At 70.8% G+C, this 17,469-nt stretch carries 15 protein-coding genes and 1 tRNA gene; 10 read left to right on the top strand and 6 right to left on the bottom strand.

Annotated elements, in window-relative coordinates; genetic code table 11:
• Positions 1-190: 190 nt before the first annotated feature.
• Positions 191-2,635 carry a penicillin-binding protein gene (locus ACQRWP_RS26820; RefSeq protein WP_430498666.1) on the top strand — a complete coding sequence of 815 codons (2,445 nt, stop codon included), beginning with the start codon at positions 191-193 and terminating at the stop codon, positions 2,633-2,635.
• Between the two features lie 112 nt (positions 2,636-2,747).
• Here ACQRWP_RS26820 and ACQRWP_RS26825 read toward each other — a convergent pair whose 3' ends face one another.
• Complete coding sequence (locus ACQRWP_RS26825; protein WP_030328082.1) at positions 2,748-3,203, bottom strand: GatB/YqeY domain-containing protein; 456 nt, start codon at positions 3,201-3,203, stop codon at positions 2,748-2,750.
• Between the two features lie 25 nt (positions 3,204-3,228).
• Between ACQRWP_RS26825 and ACQRWP_RS26830 the strand changes: the two genes are divergently transcribed.
• From ACQRWP_RS26830 to ACQRWP_RS26855, 6 genes are all read left to right on the top strand, one after another.
• Positions 3,229-4,122 (top strand): metallophosphoesterase, encoded by an 894-nt coding sequence (locus ACQRWP_RS26830; RefSeq protein ID WP_430498668.1) that lies wholly within the window; start codon positions 3,229-3,231, stop codon positions 4,120-4,122.
• A 187-nt stretch (positions 4,123-4,309) separates the two neighbouring features.
• Positions 4,310-4,386, top strand: a tRNA-Pro gene (locus ACQRWP_RS26835).
• Positions 4,387-4,492: 106 nt separating this feature from the next.
• Positions 4,493-4,894: a hypothetical protein gene (locus tag ACQRWP_RS26840; protein WP_430498670.1), complete on the top strand. Its 402-nt coding sequence runs from the start codon at positions 4,493-4,495 to the stop codon at positions 4,892-4,894.
• Between the two features lie 79 nt (positions 4,895-4,973).
• The gene (locus ACQRWP_RS26845; protein WP_430498672.1) at positions 4,974-5,540 is read left to right on the top strand and encodes a SigE family RNA polymerase sigma factor; all 567 of its coding nucleotides are present in this window, start codon (positions 4,974-4,976) and stop codon (positions 5,538-5,540) included.
• A complete protein-coding gene (locus ACQRWP_RS26850) occupies positions 5,537-6,985 on the top strand; it encodes a hypothetical protein (protein WP_430498674.1) in 1,449 nt (482 codons plus the stop codon). Before ACQRWP_RS26845 ends, ACQRWP_RS26850 begins: the two co-directional genes overlap by 4 nt.
• 151 nt (positions 6,986-7,136) lie before the next feature.
• On the top strand, positions 7,137-7,961 hold the full coding sequence (locus ACQRWP_RS26855; RefSeq protein ID WP_430498676.1) for a class I SAM-dependent methyltransferase: 825 nt from the start codon (positions 7,137-7,139) through the stop codon (positions 7,959-7,961).
• Positions 7,962-8,029: 68 nt separating this feature from the next.
• On the opposite strand, the gene ACQRWP_RS26860 is transcribed toward ACQRWP_RS26855, so the two are convergent.
• Positions 8,030-8,503, bottom strand: coding sequence for a hypothetical protein (locus tag ACQRWP_RS26860; protein ID WP_430498677.1), 474 nt, complete (start codon positions 8,501-8,503; stop codon positions 8,030-8,032).
• A gap of 150 nt (positions 8,504-8,653) precedes the next feature.
• On the opposite strand from ACQRWP_RS26860, the gene ACQRWP_RS26865 reads away from it, so the two are divergent.
• Complete coding sequence (locus tag ACQRWP_RS26865) at positions 8,654-9,937, top strand: MFS transporter (RefSeq protein WP_430498679.1); 1,284 nt, start codon at positions 8,654-8,656, stop codon at positions 9,935-9,937.
• 453 nt (positions 9,938-10,390) lie between these two features.
• Here ACQRWP_RS26865 and ACQRWP_RS26870 read toward each other — a convergent pair whose 3' ends face one another.
• Positions 10,391-12,097, bottom strand: a complete 1,707-nt coding sequence (locus ACQRWP_RS26870) for a bifunctional metallophosphatase/5'-nucleotidase (protein ID WP_430498681.1) — start codon at positions 12,095-12,097, stop codon at positions 10,391-10,393.
• Between the two features lie 280 nt (positions 12,098-12,377).
• Between ACQRWP_RS26870 and ACQRWP_RS26875 the strand changes: the two genes are divergently transcribed.
• Positions 12,378-13,175: an alpha/beta fold hydrolase gene (locus ACQRWP_RS26875; protein ID WP_430498683.1), complete on the top strand. Its 798-nt coding sequence runs from the start codon at positions 12,378-12,380 to the stop codon at positions 13,173-13,175.
• Positions 13,176-13,210: 35 nt separating this feature from the next.
• Here the strand turns inward: ACQRWP_RS26875 and ACQRWP_RS26880 are convergent, their stop codons facing one another.
• Both ACQRWP_RS26880 and ACQRWP_RS26885 read right to left on the bottom strand, forming a co-directional pair.
• Positions 13,211-13,861, bottom strand: a complete 651-nt coding sequence (locus ACQRWP_RS26880) for a histone deacetylase (RefSeq protein ID WP_430498685.1) — start codon at positions 13,859-13,861, stop codon at positions 13,211-13,213.
• Positions 13,862-13,871: 10 nt separating this feature from the next.
• Positions 13,872-14,651, bottom strand: a complete 780-nt coding sequence (locus ACQRWP_RS26885) for a phosphodiesterase (RefSeq protein WP_430498686.1) — start codon at positions 14,649-14,651, stop codon at positions 13,872-13,874.
• Positions 14,652-14,850: 199 nt separating this feature from the next.
• On the opposite strand from ACQRWP_RS26885, the gene ACQRWP_RS26890 reads away from it, so the two are divergent.
• Entirely contained in the window at positions 14,851-16,260 is a 1,410-nt protein-coding gene (locus tag ACQRWP_RS26890) for a diguanylate cyclase (protein ID WP_430498688.1), read from the top strand.
• 146 nt (positions 16,261-16,406) lie between these two features.
• Here ACQRWP_RS26890 and ACQRWP_RS26895 read toward each other — a convergent pair whose 3' ends face one another.
• Positions 16,407-17,468 (bottom strand): aspartate-semialdehyde dehydrogenase, encoded by a 1,062-nt coding sequence (locus ACQRWP_RS26895; RefSeq protein ID WP_430498690.1) that lies wholly within the window; start codon positions 17,466-17,468, stop codon positions 16,407-16,409.
• Between the last annotated feature and the right edge of the window lies 1 nt (position 17,469).

Below are 17,469 nucleotides of genomic sequence, written 5' to 3' on the forward strand. Positions count from 1 at the left end.
TTACCCCGCCGAGGTCAGCGATAACGCTGCGCCGCCTCACCGAATCGGAGGAGACTCACGCCGGGTCACACGCAACCAAGTACCGGGGGTCGTGCGTTTAGCACAACGAGGGCAGCGCGCGCAGGAAATGGGGAAAGAACGCCCCAGCGCCCCTCGTTCCCTACTCGCGTACCCTGTCGAGGTGACCTGGATGCGGAAACGTGACCACAATGTGCTGACCAACGCCGCATCGCTACTCGTGTGTGGCCTGCTGGCCGGCGTGGTGGTCGCTGCGGCGGCCTTCCCCGCGGTAGCGATGTCCGGCCTGGCTGCGAAGGCCGGCGCCGAGACATTCGGTGCCCTGCCCACGGAGCTGACGGTGGCCCGCGCGCCACAGATCAGCTACCTGCTGGCCTCGGACGGCAAGACACCGCTCGCGACGATGTACGACGAGAACCGACGGGACGTGAAACTCCCCGACATCTCGCCGTTCATGCAGAAGGCCATCATCGCGGCCGAGGACCATGACTTCTACAAGCACAACGGCGTCGACATCAACGGTGTCGCCCGCGCGTTCGTCAACAACCAGAGCGAGGGCTCCGGCCGGCAGGGCGCCTCGACGCTGACCATGCAGTACGTCCGGCTGGCCATCGCCTACTCGGCCACCCACCCGGCGGACGTCGTCGCGGCGACCGAGGACACCAGCGCACGCAAGCTGCGCGAGATGCGGCTGGCCCTCCAGGTCGACAAGGAATTCTCCAAGGACGAGATCCTCACCCGCTACCTCAACCTCGCCTCGTTCGGCAACGGCGCGTACGGCATCTACGCCGCCAGCCAGGTCTACTTCGGTAAGTCGCCGAGCAAGCTGAAGATCGAGGAAGCGGCGTTGCTGGCCGGCATGGTCAAGGCGCCAACGACAAACGATCCGACCACCGAGGCCGGTTACCCGCTCGCCAAGGACCGTCGCGACTACGTCATCCAGAACATGGTCGACATCAAGGCCATCACCCAGCAGGAGGCGGACGTCGCCAAGGCGACCGATCTGGTGGTGAAGGACAAGCGCACCCCGAACGGCTGCGTCGCCGCCAACGTCAACGAGTGGGGCTTCTTCTGCGACTACTTCTACCGCTGGTGGATGGATCAGGAGACGTTCGGCTCGACCACGTACGACCGGGAGCGGCGGCTGAAGAGCGGCGGCTACACCGTCGTGACCTCGATCGACGTCCAGGCGCAGCGTGGCGCGGACAAGGCGGTCCGTAAGGCCAAGAGCGTGAACAGCAAGGAAGCGGCAATGGTCGCGGTGGTCGAGCCGGGCACCGGCCGGGTGCGGGCGCTCGCGGTCAACCGGCAGTTCAAGCTCGACGACCCGAAGAACCCGAAGAACAAGCTCTCCAGCGACCCAGCGAAGAGCAAGAAGAAGATCCGGGGCAACTACCCGGCGACGGTCAACCCGCTACTCACCGGTGGCAACGGCATCACCGGCTACCAGGCCGGCTCGACCTTCAAGATCTTCAGCATCGTCGCCGCGCTGGAGAAGGGCATCCCGCTCAGCTACTCGATGAACGCGCCGCAGCAGTTCAAGTCGGAATACATCATCGACAGCAGCAGCCCGGCGGCCTGCAAGGGCACCCACTTCTACTGCCCGACCAACTCCGGCCTCAAGGCCGGCGGCGTGCAGAACATGTGGAGCGCCTTCAGCGCGTCGATCAACACCTACTTCGTCCCGCTCCAGCAGCAGGTCGGTGCGGAGAACGTGGTCGACGCCGCCCGGCGGGCCGGCATCCAGTTCCGGGCGAGCAACGACGCCAAGTTCGCCGCGACCAAGGAATACGCTCACCAGTGGGGCGCCTTCACCCTGGGTGTCTCCTCCACCACGCCGCTGGACCTGGCCAACGCGTACGCGACCCTCGCGGCCGACGGCAAGTACTGCGAGCCGATCCCGGTGCAGGAAATCCGGGACCCGGAGGGCAACAAGCTGGACATCGCCAACCCGCGCTGTGAGAAGCGGTTCAGCACCGAGGTGGCACGGGCCGCCGTGGATGCCGCCCGCTGCCCGGTCGGCGACAACTCGAGCACCAGCAAGTGCGGTGGCAGCCGTACGGCCGCCGTTGTGAAGAACATCGTCGACGCGCCGGTGGCCGGCAAGTCCGGCACCACCGACTCGGAGAAGACGGCCGCCCTGGTCGCCATGACCAAGCAGTACTCGGTGGCCGGTATCATGGCCGACCCGGACTGGCCGCAGACGAACGTCAAGATGAAGCACTCCCAGAAGGACGGCATCAACCCGCCGGTCTACGAAACCCTGCGGGATGCCATGAAGGGCAAACCGCGGATCAAGTTCGAGCCGCCGGGCCAGAAGATCTCCGAGGGTGACCAGCGCAGCATCCCCGACGTGAAGTGCGTTTCGGTGGATCAGGCGAAGTCCCGGCTCAAGGGTGCCGGCTTCGAGCCGGTCGTCTCCAGCGCGAAGGTGCCGTCCTCCTGCAAGGCCGGCGACGCGGCCGGCACCAGTCCGGACGGACGCACGATCAAGAATGGCGTGGTCACCATCCAGGTCAGCAGTGGCGGCGGAACGCCGGGCAACACCGACGGCACTCCGGGCGGCCAGCCCGGCAACCAACCCGGTCGACCAGGCAACGGCCGTCCGAACGGCTGAGCCGACGAGTAGGACACAACGGGCGGGCACCCTCCTCGGGTGCCCGCCCGTTTCGTCTGCGCGGATCAGTGAGCGGCGGCAAGACGTCCTGCCGCGCCACTGACCCGCTGAGTCAGAGACCGAGCTGTCGGCGTACCTCGGCGGCCACCCGGCCACCCTCGGCCTGGCCCGCCACCGCGGCCTGGGCCGCCTTCATCGCCGGGCCCATCTGGGCCTTGCCGGTGAAGCCGCCCGCGGCGAGCGCCCCCGACACCAGCTCGGTCAGCTCGGCGTCCGAGAGCTGCTTGGGCAGGTAGCGGTCCAGCACCTCACCCTCGGCGCTCTCCTTCGCGGCCTGCTCGGCGCGGCCGGCGTCAGCGAAGGCGGTCGCCGCCTCCCGACGCTTCTTGGCTTCCTTGGTCAGCACCGCGAGCACCTCGTCATCGGTGAGCTCGCGCTTGGCCTTGCCGGCGACCTCGGCGGTGCCGACGGCGGCCAGGGCCATCCGCAGCGTGGAGGTGGTCAGCTCGTCGCGCGCCTTGAGCGCGGAACGCATGTCGGCAGTGAGGCGGTCCTTCAGCGTGCTCATGGACGGTCAAACTACCCTGAACGCCATGCGAAAGCGCACACTATTCCGGCTCGCCGCCGGAACCGCCACGATCGGCGCGGCCACCCTGGCGTACGCGTCGCTCGTCGAGCGCAACATGTTCACTCTGCGGCGGTACGACGTGCCGGTGCTCCCGGCCGACGCGGAGCCGCTGCGCGTGCTGCATCTGTCGGACCTGCACATGATGCCCGACCAGGCGCGCAAGCAGCGCTGGGTGGCATCGCTGGCCGCCCTCGACCCCGACCTGGTGGTCGTGACCGGCGACAACATGGCGCACCCGGGCGCGGTGCCCGGGGTGCTGCGGGCCCTGCAACCACTGCTGGACTACCCGGGCGCGTTCGTGTTCGGCTCCAACGACTACACCGGGCCGGTGCTGAAGAACCCCTTCACGTACTTCCTGCCCGACCGGGAGTACACCGAAGGCGTCGAGCTGCCCTACGAGGAACTGCGTCAGGTCTTCATCGGCGCCGGTTGGGCCGACCTCAACAACGCCCGGACCATGCTGAAGGCCGGCGGCCGACAGCTCGACCTGGTCGGCGTCGACGACCCGCACATCGACCGGGACGACTACCCCTCCGTGGCCGGCGCGGTCTCGTCCTCGGCGGATCTCTCCATCGCGCTGACGCACTCACCCGAGCCACGGGTGCTCGACCAGATGGCGGCGGACGGCTTCGGGCTGCTGCTGGCCGGGCACACCCACGGTGGTCAGGTCTGCGTACCGGGCTACGGGGCGCTGGTGACCAACTGCGGCCTGCCCCGCTCGATGGCGCGCGGTCTGCACCGGTGGCCGGGCTCGGACTCCTGGCTGCACGTCTCCGCCGGCCTCGGCACCCACCCGACCGCCCCGATCCGCTTCGCCTGCCCCCCGGAGGCCAGCATCCTCACCCTCATCCCCCGCTGACCGCCGCGCTGCCCGCCCGGCCGCTTCGCGATTCGCGCACCATCAGGGATGTTGCTGCCTCGGCGCGTCGTGAGGCAGCAACATCCCGGTAGTTGTGCGGATCTTGGCCACTCCGGGCAGGGCCGGGGCGGCGGGGGTACCGAGTTTGACCATCGGGGCGGGTGGGCTACTATTTGTCGGCACGCCTCGGGGTGTGGCGCAGCTTGGTAGCGCGCTTCGTTCGGGACGAAGAGGTCGTCGGTTCGAATCCGGCCACCCCGACCAGAGGTAAAAGGCCAGGTGAGATCTTCTCTCACCTGGCCTTTTAGTCTGCCCCGGCAAGCCCTGTCGACCGATTCCCGTGCCACGGCCGCGTGGCTAGCGTCCGCGTATGACCCACCCCCAGGCGCCTCAACCGTGGACCCCGCCCGACGGCCCGCCGGCGGCACCCCCTGCCACCCCGAGGGCCGGCCGCGCCACCTTCGTTTCCCTCCTGACCGTGTACGTGTTGGCGGGCCTGGCGACGGTGTGTTGGGCGGGAGCGGCGTACAGCGCCCTGCTGATCTTTCGTGGCCGCGACATGGTCGAGGGTCTGCTGAGCTTCGTCGGACTGCTCGGGCTCGCTGGGTTCGAAGTGTTCGCATTGCTGTTCACCATCACCGCCGCTTTCGAGCTGCGCGGGCGCAACGCGCCTCGTGCGGCCCTGGTGGCCGGTCTGGTCTCGGTCACCGGGGTCGTCGCGACGATCGTCTTCCTGATCTGGGTCTCGACGACCGCGACTACCAACTCGTAGCAACCGGTAGCCGGCTCCCGCCTTCAACCTTTTGACCCCCGACGGAGTCGTGAGAGGTAACCAATCGAGGCGGGGGCTTATGGCAGCTGACGACGAGCATTTTCGAGAGTTCGTCGAGACGCGCTACATGGATCTCTTGCGCGTGGCGTACCACCTCACCGGCTCGACCCAGGATGCCGAGGATCTGGTGCAGGCCGCGCTGGTGAAGGTGATGCGTCGGTGGCGGCGGGTCGACGACCCGATGGCCTACCTGCGGCGCGTCATGATCAACCAGCACATCAGTGTCTGGCGTCGCCACCGGATGCACGAGGTGGTGACTGCGTTCTTCCCCGAGCGGCCCACCCGGGACATGACCGAGACGGTTACCGAACGGCGCGCTCTCTACGAGGCAATGCGGGCGCTGACACCTCGTACCCGTGCCGTGATCGTGCTTCGGTACGTGGTCGATCTGCCGGAGGCGGAGGTCGCGGCCGCTCTCGGCTGCTCCGTCGGGTCGGTCAAGAGTCGCGCATCACGAGGCTTGGCTCGCCTGCGCCTGGCACTGGCGCCGGACGCGCCCCCGTCGGCACAGCCCCCGACTCCAACACCAACGTCAGCTGATCCAGCACCGACCGGGACGACGAAGATGACGGGGGTAACACCATGACCGTCGACGATGAGCTGAGCCAGGCCCTGGCAGAGTTGAGCAGGACACTGACCCCGCAGCCAGACCCGTACGGCCGAGCGAGGGCGCGATACCGACGGAGCCGGCAGCGACGCCTCGGGGGGCTGGTTCTGGCCCTCGTGGTCACCGTGGGAAGCACGGCCTTCGCCATCGCCAGCCCGGGCCGGACCACGCAGCCACTACCGGCCGACCCGTCCGAGTCCATCGCACCCGTGCTGGCGTGGTCGGACCGGCTCCTCCAGTCGCCGCCGCGCGGCGCCGTCGCCGGGGTCAGCAGCTACGTGCGTCAGCTCTCTGAACAGTTGTTGGCCGCCCAGCGCCGGGGAGAATTCTCCCGCTTGACGGTGCCGGTGAGCGGGGTCAAGGTCCTCTTCGCCGACGACGTGGACGGCCACCGGGTCGCCCTCGCCGCCTTCGTCCGTAACCAGCCCGATCCGGTCACCGGCTGGCCGAGCGCAGCTGTGTGGCTGGTCGCCGACGAGGGTGCCAGCGCCCAGGAACTGGCCAGCACCGCCTCCGTCCGGGGGGTCAGCGACGCTCTGGAACCCTACGAGAGCCTGGCCGTGGACGGCCCGGAGGAGGCACACGTGGCGATCGCTCCGGCCGGCTGCGTCTTCCTCAGCTCACCGTTGCCCGACGGAAACACCTTCCGGTGGACCCCGGAGCCGACCGGGTCCTACCTGGTCCGTACGGCGCGGACCCAACGGCCCGAGTGGTGGCGGGTCGACTGCGGCGCGGTGACTCGCCAGATAACGCCCGGTCCGGGTTCGTTGGCCTCCAAGCCGATCACCGACGCTCAGCTCGCGACGGCGATGTCCCGCGTACGCGGCAGCGCGGAGCAGCAACGTGCCCGGGAGTTGATGTACCAGTGGGCCCAGTCGGAGGGTTACCGCCTGACCGCCCTTCCGAGCGTGGTGTGGGGCGGGCACCTCGCTGGCCTCCCAACCGGCCTGGGCGACACGTCGCCGGCGGCTGGAGAGCCGTTGGTGGAGGACGCCCAGGTGACGGTCCTGGCTGCTCCCGGGGTGGGGGGCGACTGGGTCGGTGAGGTGTCGATCGCCCCCGATCAGCCACGGTCCGACGGCGTGCTCAGCACTGGCACCTCCTTCACCGCGACGGCAGACCCGACCGATCCCGCCGGCGTGCTGGCCGTGTCCATCGACGATGACACCGGCGGTAGCGAGGGCCAGCAGCTTCTGCTCGTGGTGACGCCGGCAGCCGCCACCACGGTGCGCGTCCTGCGCGATGGGCAGGAGGTGGCGAGGAGCGCCGTCAGCGGCTCCGGGACGGCCATGCAGGTGCCCCGCCCCACCGCGGGCCTTGTCGTTGAGGCGCTCGACGTGTCCGGCGGGACAATCGCCAGCGGCCAGGTGTCGAAGCAGGGCTCCCGGCGGACAACCGAGACCGACACCTGGAACGAGAAGTGATCGCGTCCGAGACGGCCGCCGGCGCGGTGACGCCTATCGGACACCCCGCCGACCAGCCTTCAGCTGCCGGTATAGGTGTTTCTACCGATCCCCCGAGGGGCTGCCGCCCCTAACGTCAGTGGCACACCACAATGTCCGAGGGGGACCACCGATGACCATCGCACCCGATCTCATCGCCGTGAAGGCACGCCAGCAGGTGACATGGGCCAGCGGTGACTACGGCGCGGTCGCCGCGCTCATCCACCCGATCTCCGAGCTTCTGGTGACCGCCGCCGACCTGTCGGCCGGCGCCCGCGTACTCGACGTGGCGACCGGGTCCGGCAACGCCGCCATCGCCGCCGCCCGCTGCGGCTGCGTCGTGACCGGCGTCGACTACGTACCCGAACTGTTGGAACGCGGCCAGGCCCGCGCCGCTGCGGAGCGACTCCCAGTCACGTTCGTGACCGGCGACGCAGAGCGCCTGGCGTACGCCGACGGGTCCTTCGACGCGGTCCTCTCCGTCGTCGGAGTGATGTTCGCGCCGGACCAGGAGCGGGCGGCGGCCGAGCTGGTCCGGGTCTGCCGGCCCGGCGGCACGGTGGCGCTGGCGTCGTGGACGCCGCAGGGCTTCATCGGCGACCTGTTCCGCACGGTGGGGCGGCACGTGTCGCCACCGGCGGGGCTGCGCCCGCCGGTGGAGTGGGGCGACGAGGGCCGGGTCCGCGAACTGCTCGGCGCGGCCGTGGGTGAACTGCGGGCGGTACGCCGGGAGTTCGTCTTCCGCTTCGGCACACCGGAGGAGTTCGCCGACTTCTTCCGGGTCAACTACGGGCCGACGTTGAAGGCGTTCGAGGCACTGCCCGAGGAGCGGCGCCCGGACCTGCACGCCGATCTGGTGGAGCTGGCCCGCACCCACACCCGCGCCACCGACGCCACGGTCCGCATCCCGGCGGAGTACCTGGAGGTCGTGGCGCAGCGGACCCCCGACCCGGCCTGACGCCCGTCCGCGTCACCTTGTTCGGGGTGGCGCGGGCCGGTCAGTCCTGCCGCTCGGTGCGCTCGATCTCAGTCCTGCCGCTCGGTGCGCTCGATCTCCGCGAACGCGGCGGCCAGGTAGCCGTCCAACGGCACGCTGGTCGCCGCCAACAGGTCGGCCACCAGCAGCGGAGCGTGTCGGGCCAGCGCCGTCGCGTCCGGCGATGACTCGTCGCCGTCGGGGTCGTACACCCCCAACGCCCCGGCCAGCAGGACAAGCACCACGTGCGGGTCGACATCCGAACGCCACCGCGTCGACTCCTGCACACAGTGGGTCAACACCTGACGGATGTCGTCGCCGGCCAACCCGTCCGGATGGCTCTCCTCCAGCAGTAACCGGACCACCGCGCCGAGCACCAGGCCGGAACGCTCGTCTGCGGCGAGACCGCTGACCGCCTCGTCGTACGCCTGAGCGTCGCGTGCCTGGGCGGCGGCGACGGCCGTCGTTGCGGTCAACGCGATGGCGCGGGCGGTAGCGGGCAGATGTCGCCAGGTGCCGGTCATCGAGCCAGCATCGCAGACCCGGCGGACACCGACCGGCCGCGATCACGGCCAGTGGATCAACGTGGGATTGGTCACCTGCCGGTCCCGGCGACCGCGTGGCGTGGCCAAAACGGTTCGCGCGGCGTCAGACCCACCGAACAGAATGCCGGCATGCTGCGTCGCGCCCTGCCCCGCCGTTCGGAAGCTCGCCGGATCCTCCTCGGCACTCTGCTCTCGGCGATCGGGCGGGGTCTGACCCTGCCGTTCCTGTTCATCTACCTGACCGATGTCCGCGGGCTCACCGACACCCGCGCCGGGCTCGTCATCGGCTGGTACGGCGTGGTCACCCTGGCCCTGTCGCCGCTGGGCGGGACGCTGATCGACCGGATCGGCGCCCGCCGCGTGGTGGTGCCCTGCCTGCTGATCGAGGCCATCGGCACCGGCTCGCTGGCGCTGGTCCACTCGACCGGCTCGGCCCTGCTGGTGATGACGGTGATCGCGATCGGCAGCTCGGCGATCTGGTCCGGGCAGAACACCATCCTCGCGTCGTTGACCGACGACGATGAGCGGCAACGCGTCTTCGGGTTGAACTTCGCCCTGCTCAACCTCGGCATCGGCATCGGTGGCATGACCTCCGGCGCGATCGTCGACACCGCCCGGCCCGGCACCTTCCAGGCGATCTACCTGCTGGACGCGGTGACCTACCTGATGCCGGCGCTGATCCTGCTCACCCTGCCCGGCGTGGGCCACCGACTCGGCAAACGTCGAGGCGTCGACGATCCGTCGCCCGGCGGCTACCTGACGGTGCTCCGTGACCGCCCGTTCCGGCGGCTGGTGATCTTCGGGCTGATCCTCACCACCTGCGGCTACGCGCAGGTGGAGGTGGGCTTCGCCGCGTACGCGGTGCGGGTGGCCGAGGTGAACCCCCGGGTAGTGGCCTGGGCGCTCGCGGCCAACACCGTGATGATCGTGCTCGCGCAACTGCTGGTGATCCGCCGTATCGAGGGACGCAGCCGCACCCGGGCGTTGGCCGTGGTCGGAGCGGTGTTCGCCGCCGCCTGGCTGGTCCTCGGCGCGGCCGGCCTGGTCAGTGCTGAGAACGCCGTACTGGCCGCCCTGTGCGTGGTGCTCTGCTCGGCGATCTTCGGCTTCGGCGAGACGATGCTGTCCCCGGTGATGCCCGCACTGACCAACGCCCTGGCCACCGACGAGCTGCGCGGCCGATACAACGCGATGAGTTCGATGATCTTCGGAATCAGCGGTGTGATCGGCCCAGTGACCGCCGGCCCGCTCATCGGCGCCGCCAACGGCATGGTCTGGGTGGCGACGGTGGTCGGCGGCTGCCTGGTCGCCTCGTTGGTCGCGCTCTCCCTGCGCCGGCTGCTCACCACGGAGCAGGACGGCCTGGCGACGACCACCCCGGCATCCCCCAACCCCACGCCCGCCCCGGCCTGACCTCGACCGCCCCTCCGCGCCGCCCGCGACATACCCCCATCCTGCGCCTCACCCAAGCACCCCGCACAGCACCGCGCTGCGCCAAGCACCCCGCACCCCGCACCCCGCACCCCGCACCCCGCACCAAGATTCGAGCAACTTCCCGGAAGTCGGTGCCTCGGGCGCGCGGGAGACAGCAACATCCGGGAAGTTGCGCGGATCTTCCTCATTGATCTCGCCGTTGATCTTGTCGCGGGCCAAGATCGCGCTCAATCCTGGATGTAGTGGCATCCCCACGCGCCGATGCCACTACATCCATGTTCGAGCGCGATCTTGCCCCGAGGGGCGGGCGCGGGCGGGCGCGGGCGTGCGCGGGGACGGGCGCGGGCGGGCGCGGGCGGGCGGGGTCTGGGTCTGGGACGGGTCGGGCCCCGGAGCTGGTGCTCCGGGGCCCGATGATCGCGGGGTCGGCCGTCAGGCGGCGGGGACCTCGGCGGTGGTGCGGATCCGGTCCAGCGTCGGCGCGGAGACCGGCGACTGGGCGGTCAGGTAGTCGACGAAGGCGTCCAGGTCGATCTGGCCGGTGACCAGGTTCGTGCCGCCGGTGAGGGCGCTGAAGCCGTCGCCGCCGCCGGCCAGGAAGTTGTTCACCGTCACCCGGTAGGTGGCAGCGTTGTCGACGGTGGTGCCGCCGAGGGTGAGGCTGCCCCGGACCACGCGGGTGCCGGCGCACGGGTCGGCGACCGTACCGGTGGTGCCGTTCGGGTCGACCACGTAGCCCACAGTGGCCGACGGGTACAGGGTCCGACCGGTGACGAACTGCTGCTCCAGGACGCAGTAGAGCTGCGCCCCGGTGAGGTCCAGTGTCACCAGGTTGTTGGCGAACGGCTGCACCGTGAACGCCTCCTCGTAGGTGACCGGGCCGGCGTCGAGGTCGGCCCGGACCCCGCCCGGGTTCATGAAGGCGGCGACGGCGTTCTGTTCGTCGTCGGTGGCGGCGAGCTGCGCGTCGGCGATCAGGTTGCCCAGTGGCGATTCGCCCAGACTCGTACCGAAGAGGGTTTCCTGGCTCCGGGTGATCGCCTGGCTGGTCACGCCGACCTGGCGTCCGGCGACCGGGCCGAGCACGGTCTTGTACCGGTTGATCAGCGCGGTCTGCCGCGGGTCCTTGGCGACGTCGCGGGTGACCACGACGTTGTTCGCGGCGGCGGAGATGACATCGCCGGACCGACGGTCGATCTTCAGGTCGATGTCGGTGACCAGGCGACCGAACGAGCTGGCGCTGGTGACCAGCTTGCCGTTGATGTCGCAGTTGTACGCCTGGTGGGTGTGCCCGCTGACCACCACGTCGATCGACGGGTCCATCCGGTTGGTGATGTCCACGATGGGGCCGGTCATGCCGACGCAGTCGTTGATCCCGCCGGTCGCGGCCTGGGTGCCACCCTCGTGCAGCAGGACGACGATCGCCTGTACACCCTTGCGGCGCAGCTCGCGAGCGTACCGGTTGGCGGTGTCCGCCTCGTCGGCGAAGCTGAGGCCGGCGACGCCCTGCTGGCTGACGATCTGCGGGGTGCCCTCCAGGGTCATGCCGATGAAGCCGACCTTGACGCCCTGCACCTTGTGGATCGCGTACGGCGCCATCAGCGGCTTGCCGGTCGCGGTCTTGAAGGCGTTCGCGGACAGGTACTGGAAGCCGGCCCCCCGGTACGGGGTGCCGTCGATGCAGCCGTCCACCGGGTGGCAGCCGCCGTTCTGGATTCGCAGCAGCTCGGCGGCGCCCTCGTCGAACTCGTGGTTGCCGACGCTGGCGTAGTCCAGCCCGGCCATGCTCAGCGCCTCGATGGTCGGCTCGTCGTGGAACGCGGCCGAGAGCAGCGGGGACGCGCCGATCAGGTCACCGGCGGCGACAGTGATGGTGTTCTTCTTCTTGGCTGCGGCGCGCAGCTCGGCAAGGTGGGTGGCGAGGAACTCGACGCCACCCGCGGTCTGCCCGGCGATGGTGCCGCTGGACCCGCTCGGCGGTTCGAGGTTGCCGTGGAAGTCGTTGAGGGCGAGCAGGGTGACGTCGACCGGCTTCGGCCGCGCGTCGGCTTGCTCAGGGCTGGTGGCGACCGCGCCGAAAGCGGCCACCGCGAGCGCGGTCAGGCCGACAGCGGCCCGACGCATCCCGGGTATGAACATGGATCTCCTCGTGAGAATCGGCGCGTACGGTGCCCGGACTCTGGGTCGACCGGGGCCGCCGACGGGCGCCGTAGAAAGGGTCGCGGATGACGGTGGTTGAGCATGGCCCCCGCCCCGACAGCCTCTCATCCGGACGCCCACCGGTCGACCCGGGCAGCGCATCGGAGCAGCGCGTACGCCGAGGCCGCTATCGATCATCGTTTAACGCGGTCTGCCGGACAACGTCGGACCCAGGGTCTAGAAAGGACGGGACGACCAACGAGGAGTGGGGGGCGGCATCGTGAGCGGAACGACACCCGTGGCGGAGCAGGTGCGATCGGTCGACGGCACACCCATCGCGTTCGAGCGGTCCGGTGCCGGGCCGGCGGTCATCCTGGTCGGCGGCGCGTTCAGCGATCGCAACGCGACCCGCGATCTGGGCGCCGCACTGGCACCGGATTTCACCGCCTTCAGCTATGACCGTCGGGGTCGGGGCTACAGCGGCGACACCGCACCGTACGAGGTCGGCCGCGAGATCGACGACCTGGCCGCCCTGATCGCGGCTGCGGATGGTTCCGCCGCCGTCTACGGCATCTCCTCCGGGGCCGTCCTGGCCGCTCTCGCCACCGCACAGGGCCTGCCGGTGACCAAGTTGGTCATGTTCGAGCCGCCGTTCCAGGTCGGCTCACACGTGGGCGTCCGCAAGGACATCACCCCGCAGCTCATTGAGCTGATCGCCGCCGACGACCGGGACGGCGCGGTGGAGACCTTCCTCAGCGCCTCGGTGGGGCTGCCGGCCGAGCAGATCACCGGGATGCGGTCGCAACCGATGTGGGGTGGGCTGACGGCGGTCGCGCACACCCTGGTGTACGACGCGATCGTCACCGCCGGAGGGCGACTCCCCGCCGACCGGCTGGCGGCCATCACCGCGCCCACCCTCGCGGTGGACAGCACCGGCAGTCCACAGTGGTTGCGGGACGCGAGTCGCGCGGCGGCCGAGGCCGTGCCGGGCGGCCGGTCCGTGAGCCTCGACGGCGGTTACCACGACGTGCCGCCGGCGACGCTGGCCCCCGCGCTGCGCGAGTTCCTGCTCGGTTGACCGCACCAACGGCCGACGAGGCGCGAGTTGGTCGGTCAGCCGTCGGCCAGCGCCTCGTCGACCAGGGCCGCTACGGCCTCCGGTGGCCAGGCGCCCGCCACGCCGGGCCGGGCCGCCAGGTAGGTGGCGATCCGTTCGGCCGGCCAGCCGTGCGACTCGCGCAGCCCTCGGGCGATCATGCCGAGGTAGATCGGCGCGGGAGGTCGGCACGGCACGGCTGACGCCCCCTCGGGGGCGGTGAAGGTGAGCATCGGAACACCGTCGCGGCTGCCCGGGCAGAGCAGCGTCTCGTACCGTCCCGGGCCGAGCCTGGCCCGTCCGTTGGCGACGGCGGCGTCGATGGCCGCGCCGGTCGCCGGGATCAGCTCCGTCGTGTCGCCCGGAGGGCGGTACATCTCCTGGGCCGCGATGTCGGTGAACTGCTCCAGGGTGACCAGGTAGGCGCGGGCCGCGGCCTCGCCCGGCAGGTGCGGGTCGTAGAAGGCCATGCCGCCGGTCCAGGCACCGGACTCGCCGGCGAAGTAGATGCCGCCGGGCAGCGACACGGGCGTCGACCGGCTGGGTGGGCGCCGGTCGCGGCAGCCCGGGTACGTCCGCTTTCCGCCGGGTGGGCAGCCGCCGCCGATGTACCAGCCCAGCCGGGCGGCGTGCATGTTCGAGCCGTACGAGACGTACCAGGCCAGCATGACGAACCCCTCAGAAGCCGCAGGTCTGCCCGGCGGAGTGGCTGACCTGCACGGTGTGGGTGACGCAGCCGCCGGCCTCGACCGAGTGCAGCAGGAAGGCGGTGGGCTCGTTGACCCAACCGATCTGCTCGTCGGCGCTCATGGTGAGCGTGCTCTGCTTCCACGTGCTGGGTGCCACGGTGAGGACCGTGCCCGCGTACGCCGTGGTGACCGGGCGGTGCAGGTGGCCGGCGCCGACCCGTACGACGTGCCGGTGCCGGCCGATCACCTCGGCGAGCGCGTCACCGTCGGCGAGCCGGATGGAGTCCGCCGCGGGGATGCCGACCGCGACCGGCGGGTGGTGCAGGAAGATCGCGGCGGGCACCTCGGGCCGCCCGGCCAGCACCCCGTCAAGCCAGCCGAGCTGTTCCTCGCCGAGTTGGCCGCCGTCGCTGCCGGGGACGAGCGAGTCGAGCACCACGACGGACGCCGCCTCGTGGTCGACGTGGTAGTAGGCGGAGAAGCCGCCGCCCAGCCACGGTGTGCCGCCGAACGCGTCGAGCAGGGACTCCCGGTCGTCATGGTTGCCGGTGGTCAGGTGCACCGGCAGCGGGAACCGGCCGATCACCTCGCGCAACGCCGCGTACTCGTCGGGCTGGCCGTGGTCGGCCAGATCGCCGCTGATCACCACGCAGTCCGGTCGGGGTCGCAACGCCAGCACCCGGCCGAGCGCTCGGTGCAACCCGGCGGCCGGTTCGGCGGCGAGCAGGCCGGTGGTCAGGTGCGGGTCACTGAGCTGGGCGATGAGCATGGGCTCGCCTCCTCGGCGCCGGGATGCTCCACGCTATCGCCGGTCGCGGCATCCCGGGGGGCATGCGTCCACAGGCTGCGTCCACAGCCTGTGGATAGCACGTGTGTACGAAGCCCGGCCGGTCCCAGCCACCGTGAGTACGCTTGATCGAGCGGTTCGGCGTCGGCCGGGCCCCTCCCCTACCTGGAACGACGTGCGAGTGGATCATCAGCGAGTCATCCGTGACGTCACCGTCCGCCTGCCGATGGCGTCGAGCACGCCGGAAGCGTGTCGGTGGACGGTCACCGCGCTGTCCCGCCACACCCCGGCGACCATCTCCGTGCTGCTCGCGGTCCACGACCGCCTGCGCTGCGTCGCGGCGACCGGGGCCTGGCAGGTCTTCGCCACCGTGCCGGCGCGGACCGGCATCGTCGGCCGGGTGTACGCGACCGGCGCTCCCGCCGTCGTCCCGGACGTCACCGTCGACCCGGACTACCTACCGGTACGCCCGGATGTGACCGCCGAGCTGTGCGTACCGGTGCTGGACCCGACGGGTCGGGCGATCGGCGTGCTCGACCTTCAGTGGAGTGAGCCGACCGACCTGGAGCCGTGGCGGGAGACCGCGCAGCGGCTGGCCGACGGGCTCGGCGCGCGGATCGGCGCCCTCGGTGGCCCACCGGCGGAGAGCCGCAGCGAGAAGCTGCTCCGGCACGCCGCCGCGCTCTCCTCCGCGCCGTACGAGGGGGAGGTGATGGGGGCGGCGGCCCGTGCCGCCCGGGAGGTCTCCACGCTCTCCACCGCACTACTGCTGATCGGCGGCCAGCTCGGCCCGTCCCCGGCGACGCCGAGCGACCTGGAGACCCGGATCCGCGCCGAGCTGGCCGGGGCGGGTCCGGCCGCCCTGGACCGGATGGTCGAGCGGGCACACCGGTACGGCGCCGGGTACACGCTGGGCGAGGCCGGGCATCCCCCGACCGAGGACTACCGCCCACTGACCCGGGCGGGGGTACGCACGCTGGTCGCCGTGCCGGTCGGGCCGACGGACGCCGGTGGGGTGCTGCTGGTCGCCGACGAACGCGCGCTGCGTCCGGACCCGACCACGGTCAGCCTGATGGAGTTGCTCGCCGGGCAGGCCTGGACGAGCGTGGACCGGCTGCGCACGCTGGCCCGGCTGCGGGAACAGGCCAGCTCCGACCCGCTGACCGGGTTGCGGCACACCGGCCCGTTCGGGCAACGGATCGCGGCGGCCACCCCCGGGCGTACGGCCCTGCTGGCGATCGACGTGGACGGCTTCAAGATCGTGAACGACACGTACGGCCACCAGGCCGGCGACCGGGTGCTGGTCGGGTTGGCCCGGGCGCTGGAGGGTGCGCTGCGGCACGGCGACGAGTTGTACCGGATCGGTGGCGACGAGTTCGTCGCGGTGATCGAGGTGAGCCGCCCGGAGGAGGCGGTCCGGATCGCCGAACGGCTCACCGAGGCGGCTCGACGCATCGGCCGCACGATCAGCGTGGGCGTCGCGCTGCCCCGCCCCGGCGAAACCGCCGACCGCACCCTGAAGCGAGCCGACCAGGCCCTCTACGCGGTAAAACGCCAGGGCCGAGACGGCGTCCTGCTCTCCGCCGCGTAACCCCCACCCCACCCCACCCCACCCCGTCGATCATGGAGTTGTGGTGGGGGACATTTGCTGCTGCCGGGGCTAAAGCGCCCACCACAACTCCATGATCGACCTGCGCAGGGTGGGGGCGGCGGTGCGCGGAGGTGACGAAACAGCTGTTAGGGGGTTCGGAGTTCTTTGGCTAGGAGTTCGGCGATCTGGGCGGTGTTGAGGGCTGCGCCCTTGCGGAGGTTGTCGCCGGTGACGAAGAAGTCGAGGGCGCGGGGGTCGTCCAGGGCACGGCGGATCCGGCCGACCCAGGACGGGTCGGTGCCGACGGCGTCGATCGGCATGGGGAACTCCCCGGCCGCGGGGTCGTCGACCAGGATCACCCCGGGTGCGTTGCGCAGCGCCTCGCGGGCGCCCTCGGCGTCGACCTCGGTGGCGAAGACCGCGTGCACGGCGACCGAGTGGGCGGTGACCACCGGCACCCGGACGCAGGTGGCGGAGACCTTGAGGTCGGGGAGGCCGAGGATCTTCCGCGACTCGTTGCGGATCTTCATCTCTTCCGACGACCAGCCGCTGTCCGCCGGGGAGCCGGCCCAGGGGACCACGTTGAGCGCCATGGGTGCCGGGAACGGGCCCAGGTCGTCGCCGACCGCCTGGCGTACGTCGCCGGTACGCGAGCCGAGCGCCCGATCGCCGGCGACCTTGGTGAGCTGGTCGTGCAGGATATCGACGCCGGACTGGCCGGCTCCGGAGACCGCCTGGTAGGAGGCGAGCACCAGCTCTCGTAGGCCGTACTCGCGGTGCAGCGGCGCGACGGCGACGATCATCGCCAGGGTGGTGCAGTTGGCGTTGGCGATGATGCCCCGGGGTCGGTTGCGGACCTGCTCGGGGTTGATCTCCGGGACGACCAGCGGGACGTCGCGGTCCATCCGGAACGCGCCGGAGTTGTCGACCGCGATCGCGCCCCGGGCGACGGCGGTCGGCGCCCACTCGGCGGAGACCTCGTCGGGCACGTCGAACATGGCCACCTGGACCCCGTCGAACGCCTCGGGGGTCAGCGCCTGGACGACAAGTTCCTCGCCCCGGCAGCGCACCCGGCGCCCGACGGAGCGCTCGGAGGCGAGCAGCCGGATCTCACCCCAGACGTTGCGTCGCCCGGTGAGCAGCTCACACATGACGGTGCCGACGGCACCTGTCGCTCCGACCACGGCGAGGGTGGGCAGCGCCGTCATC

The sequence above is a fragment of the Micromonospora trifolii genome (genome assembly GCF_050516465.1).
GTDB lineage: Bacteria > Actinomycetota > Actinomycetes > Mycobacteriales > Micromonosporaceae > Micromonospora > Micromonospora trifolii.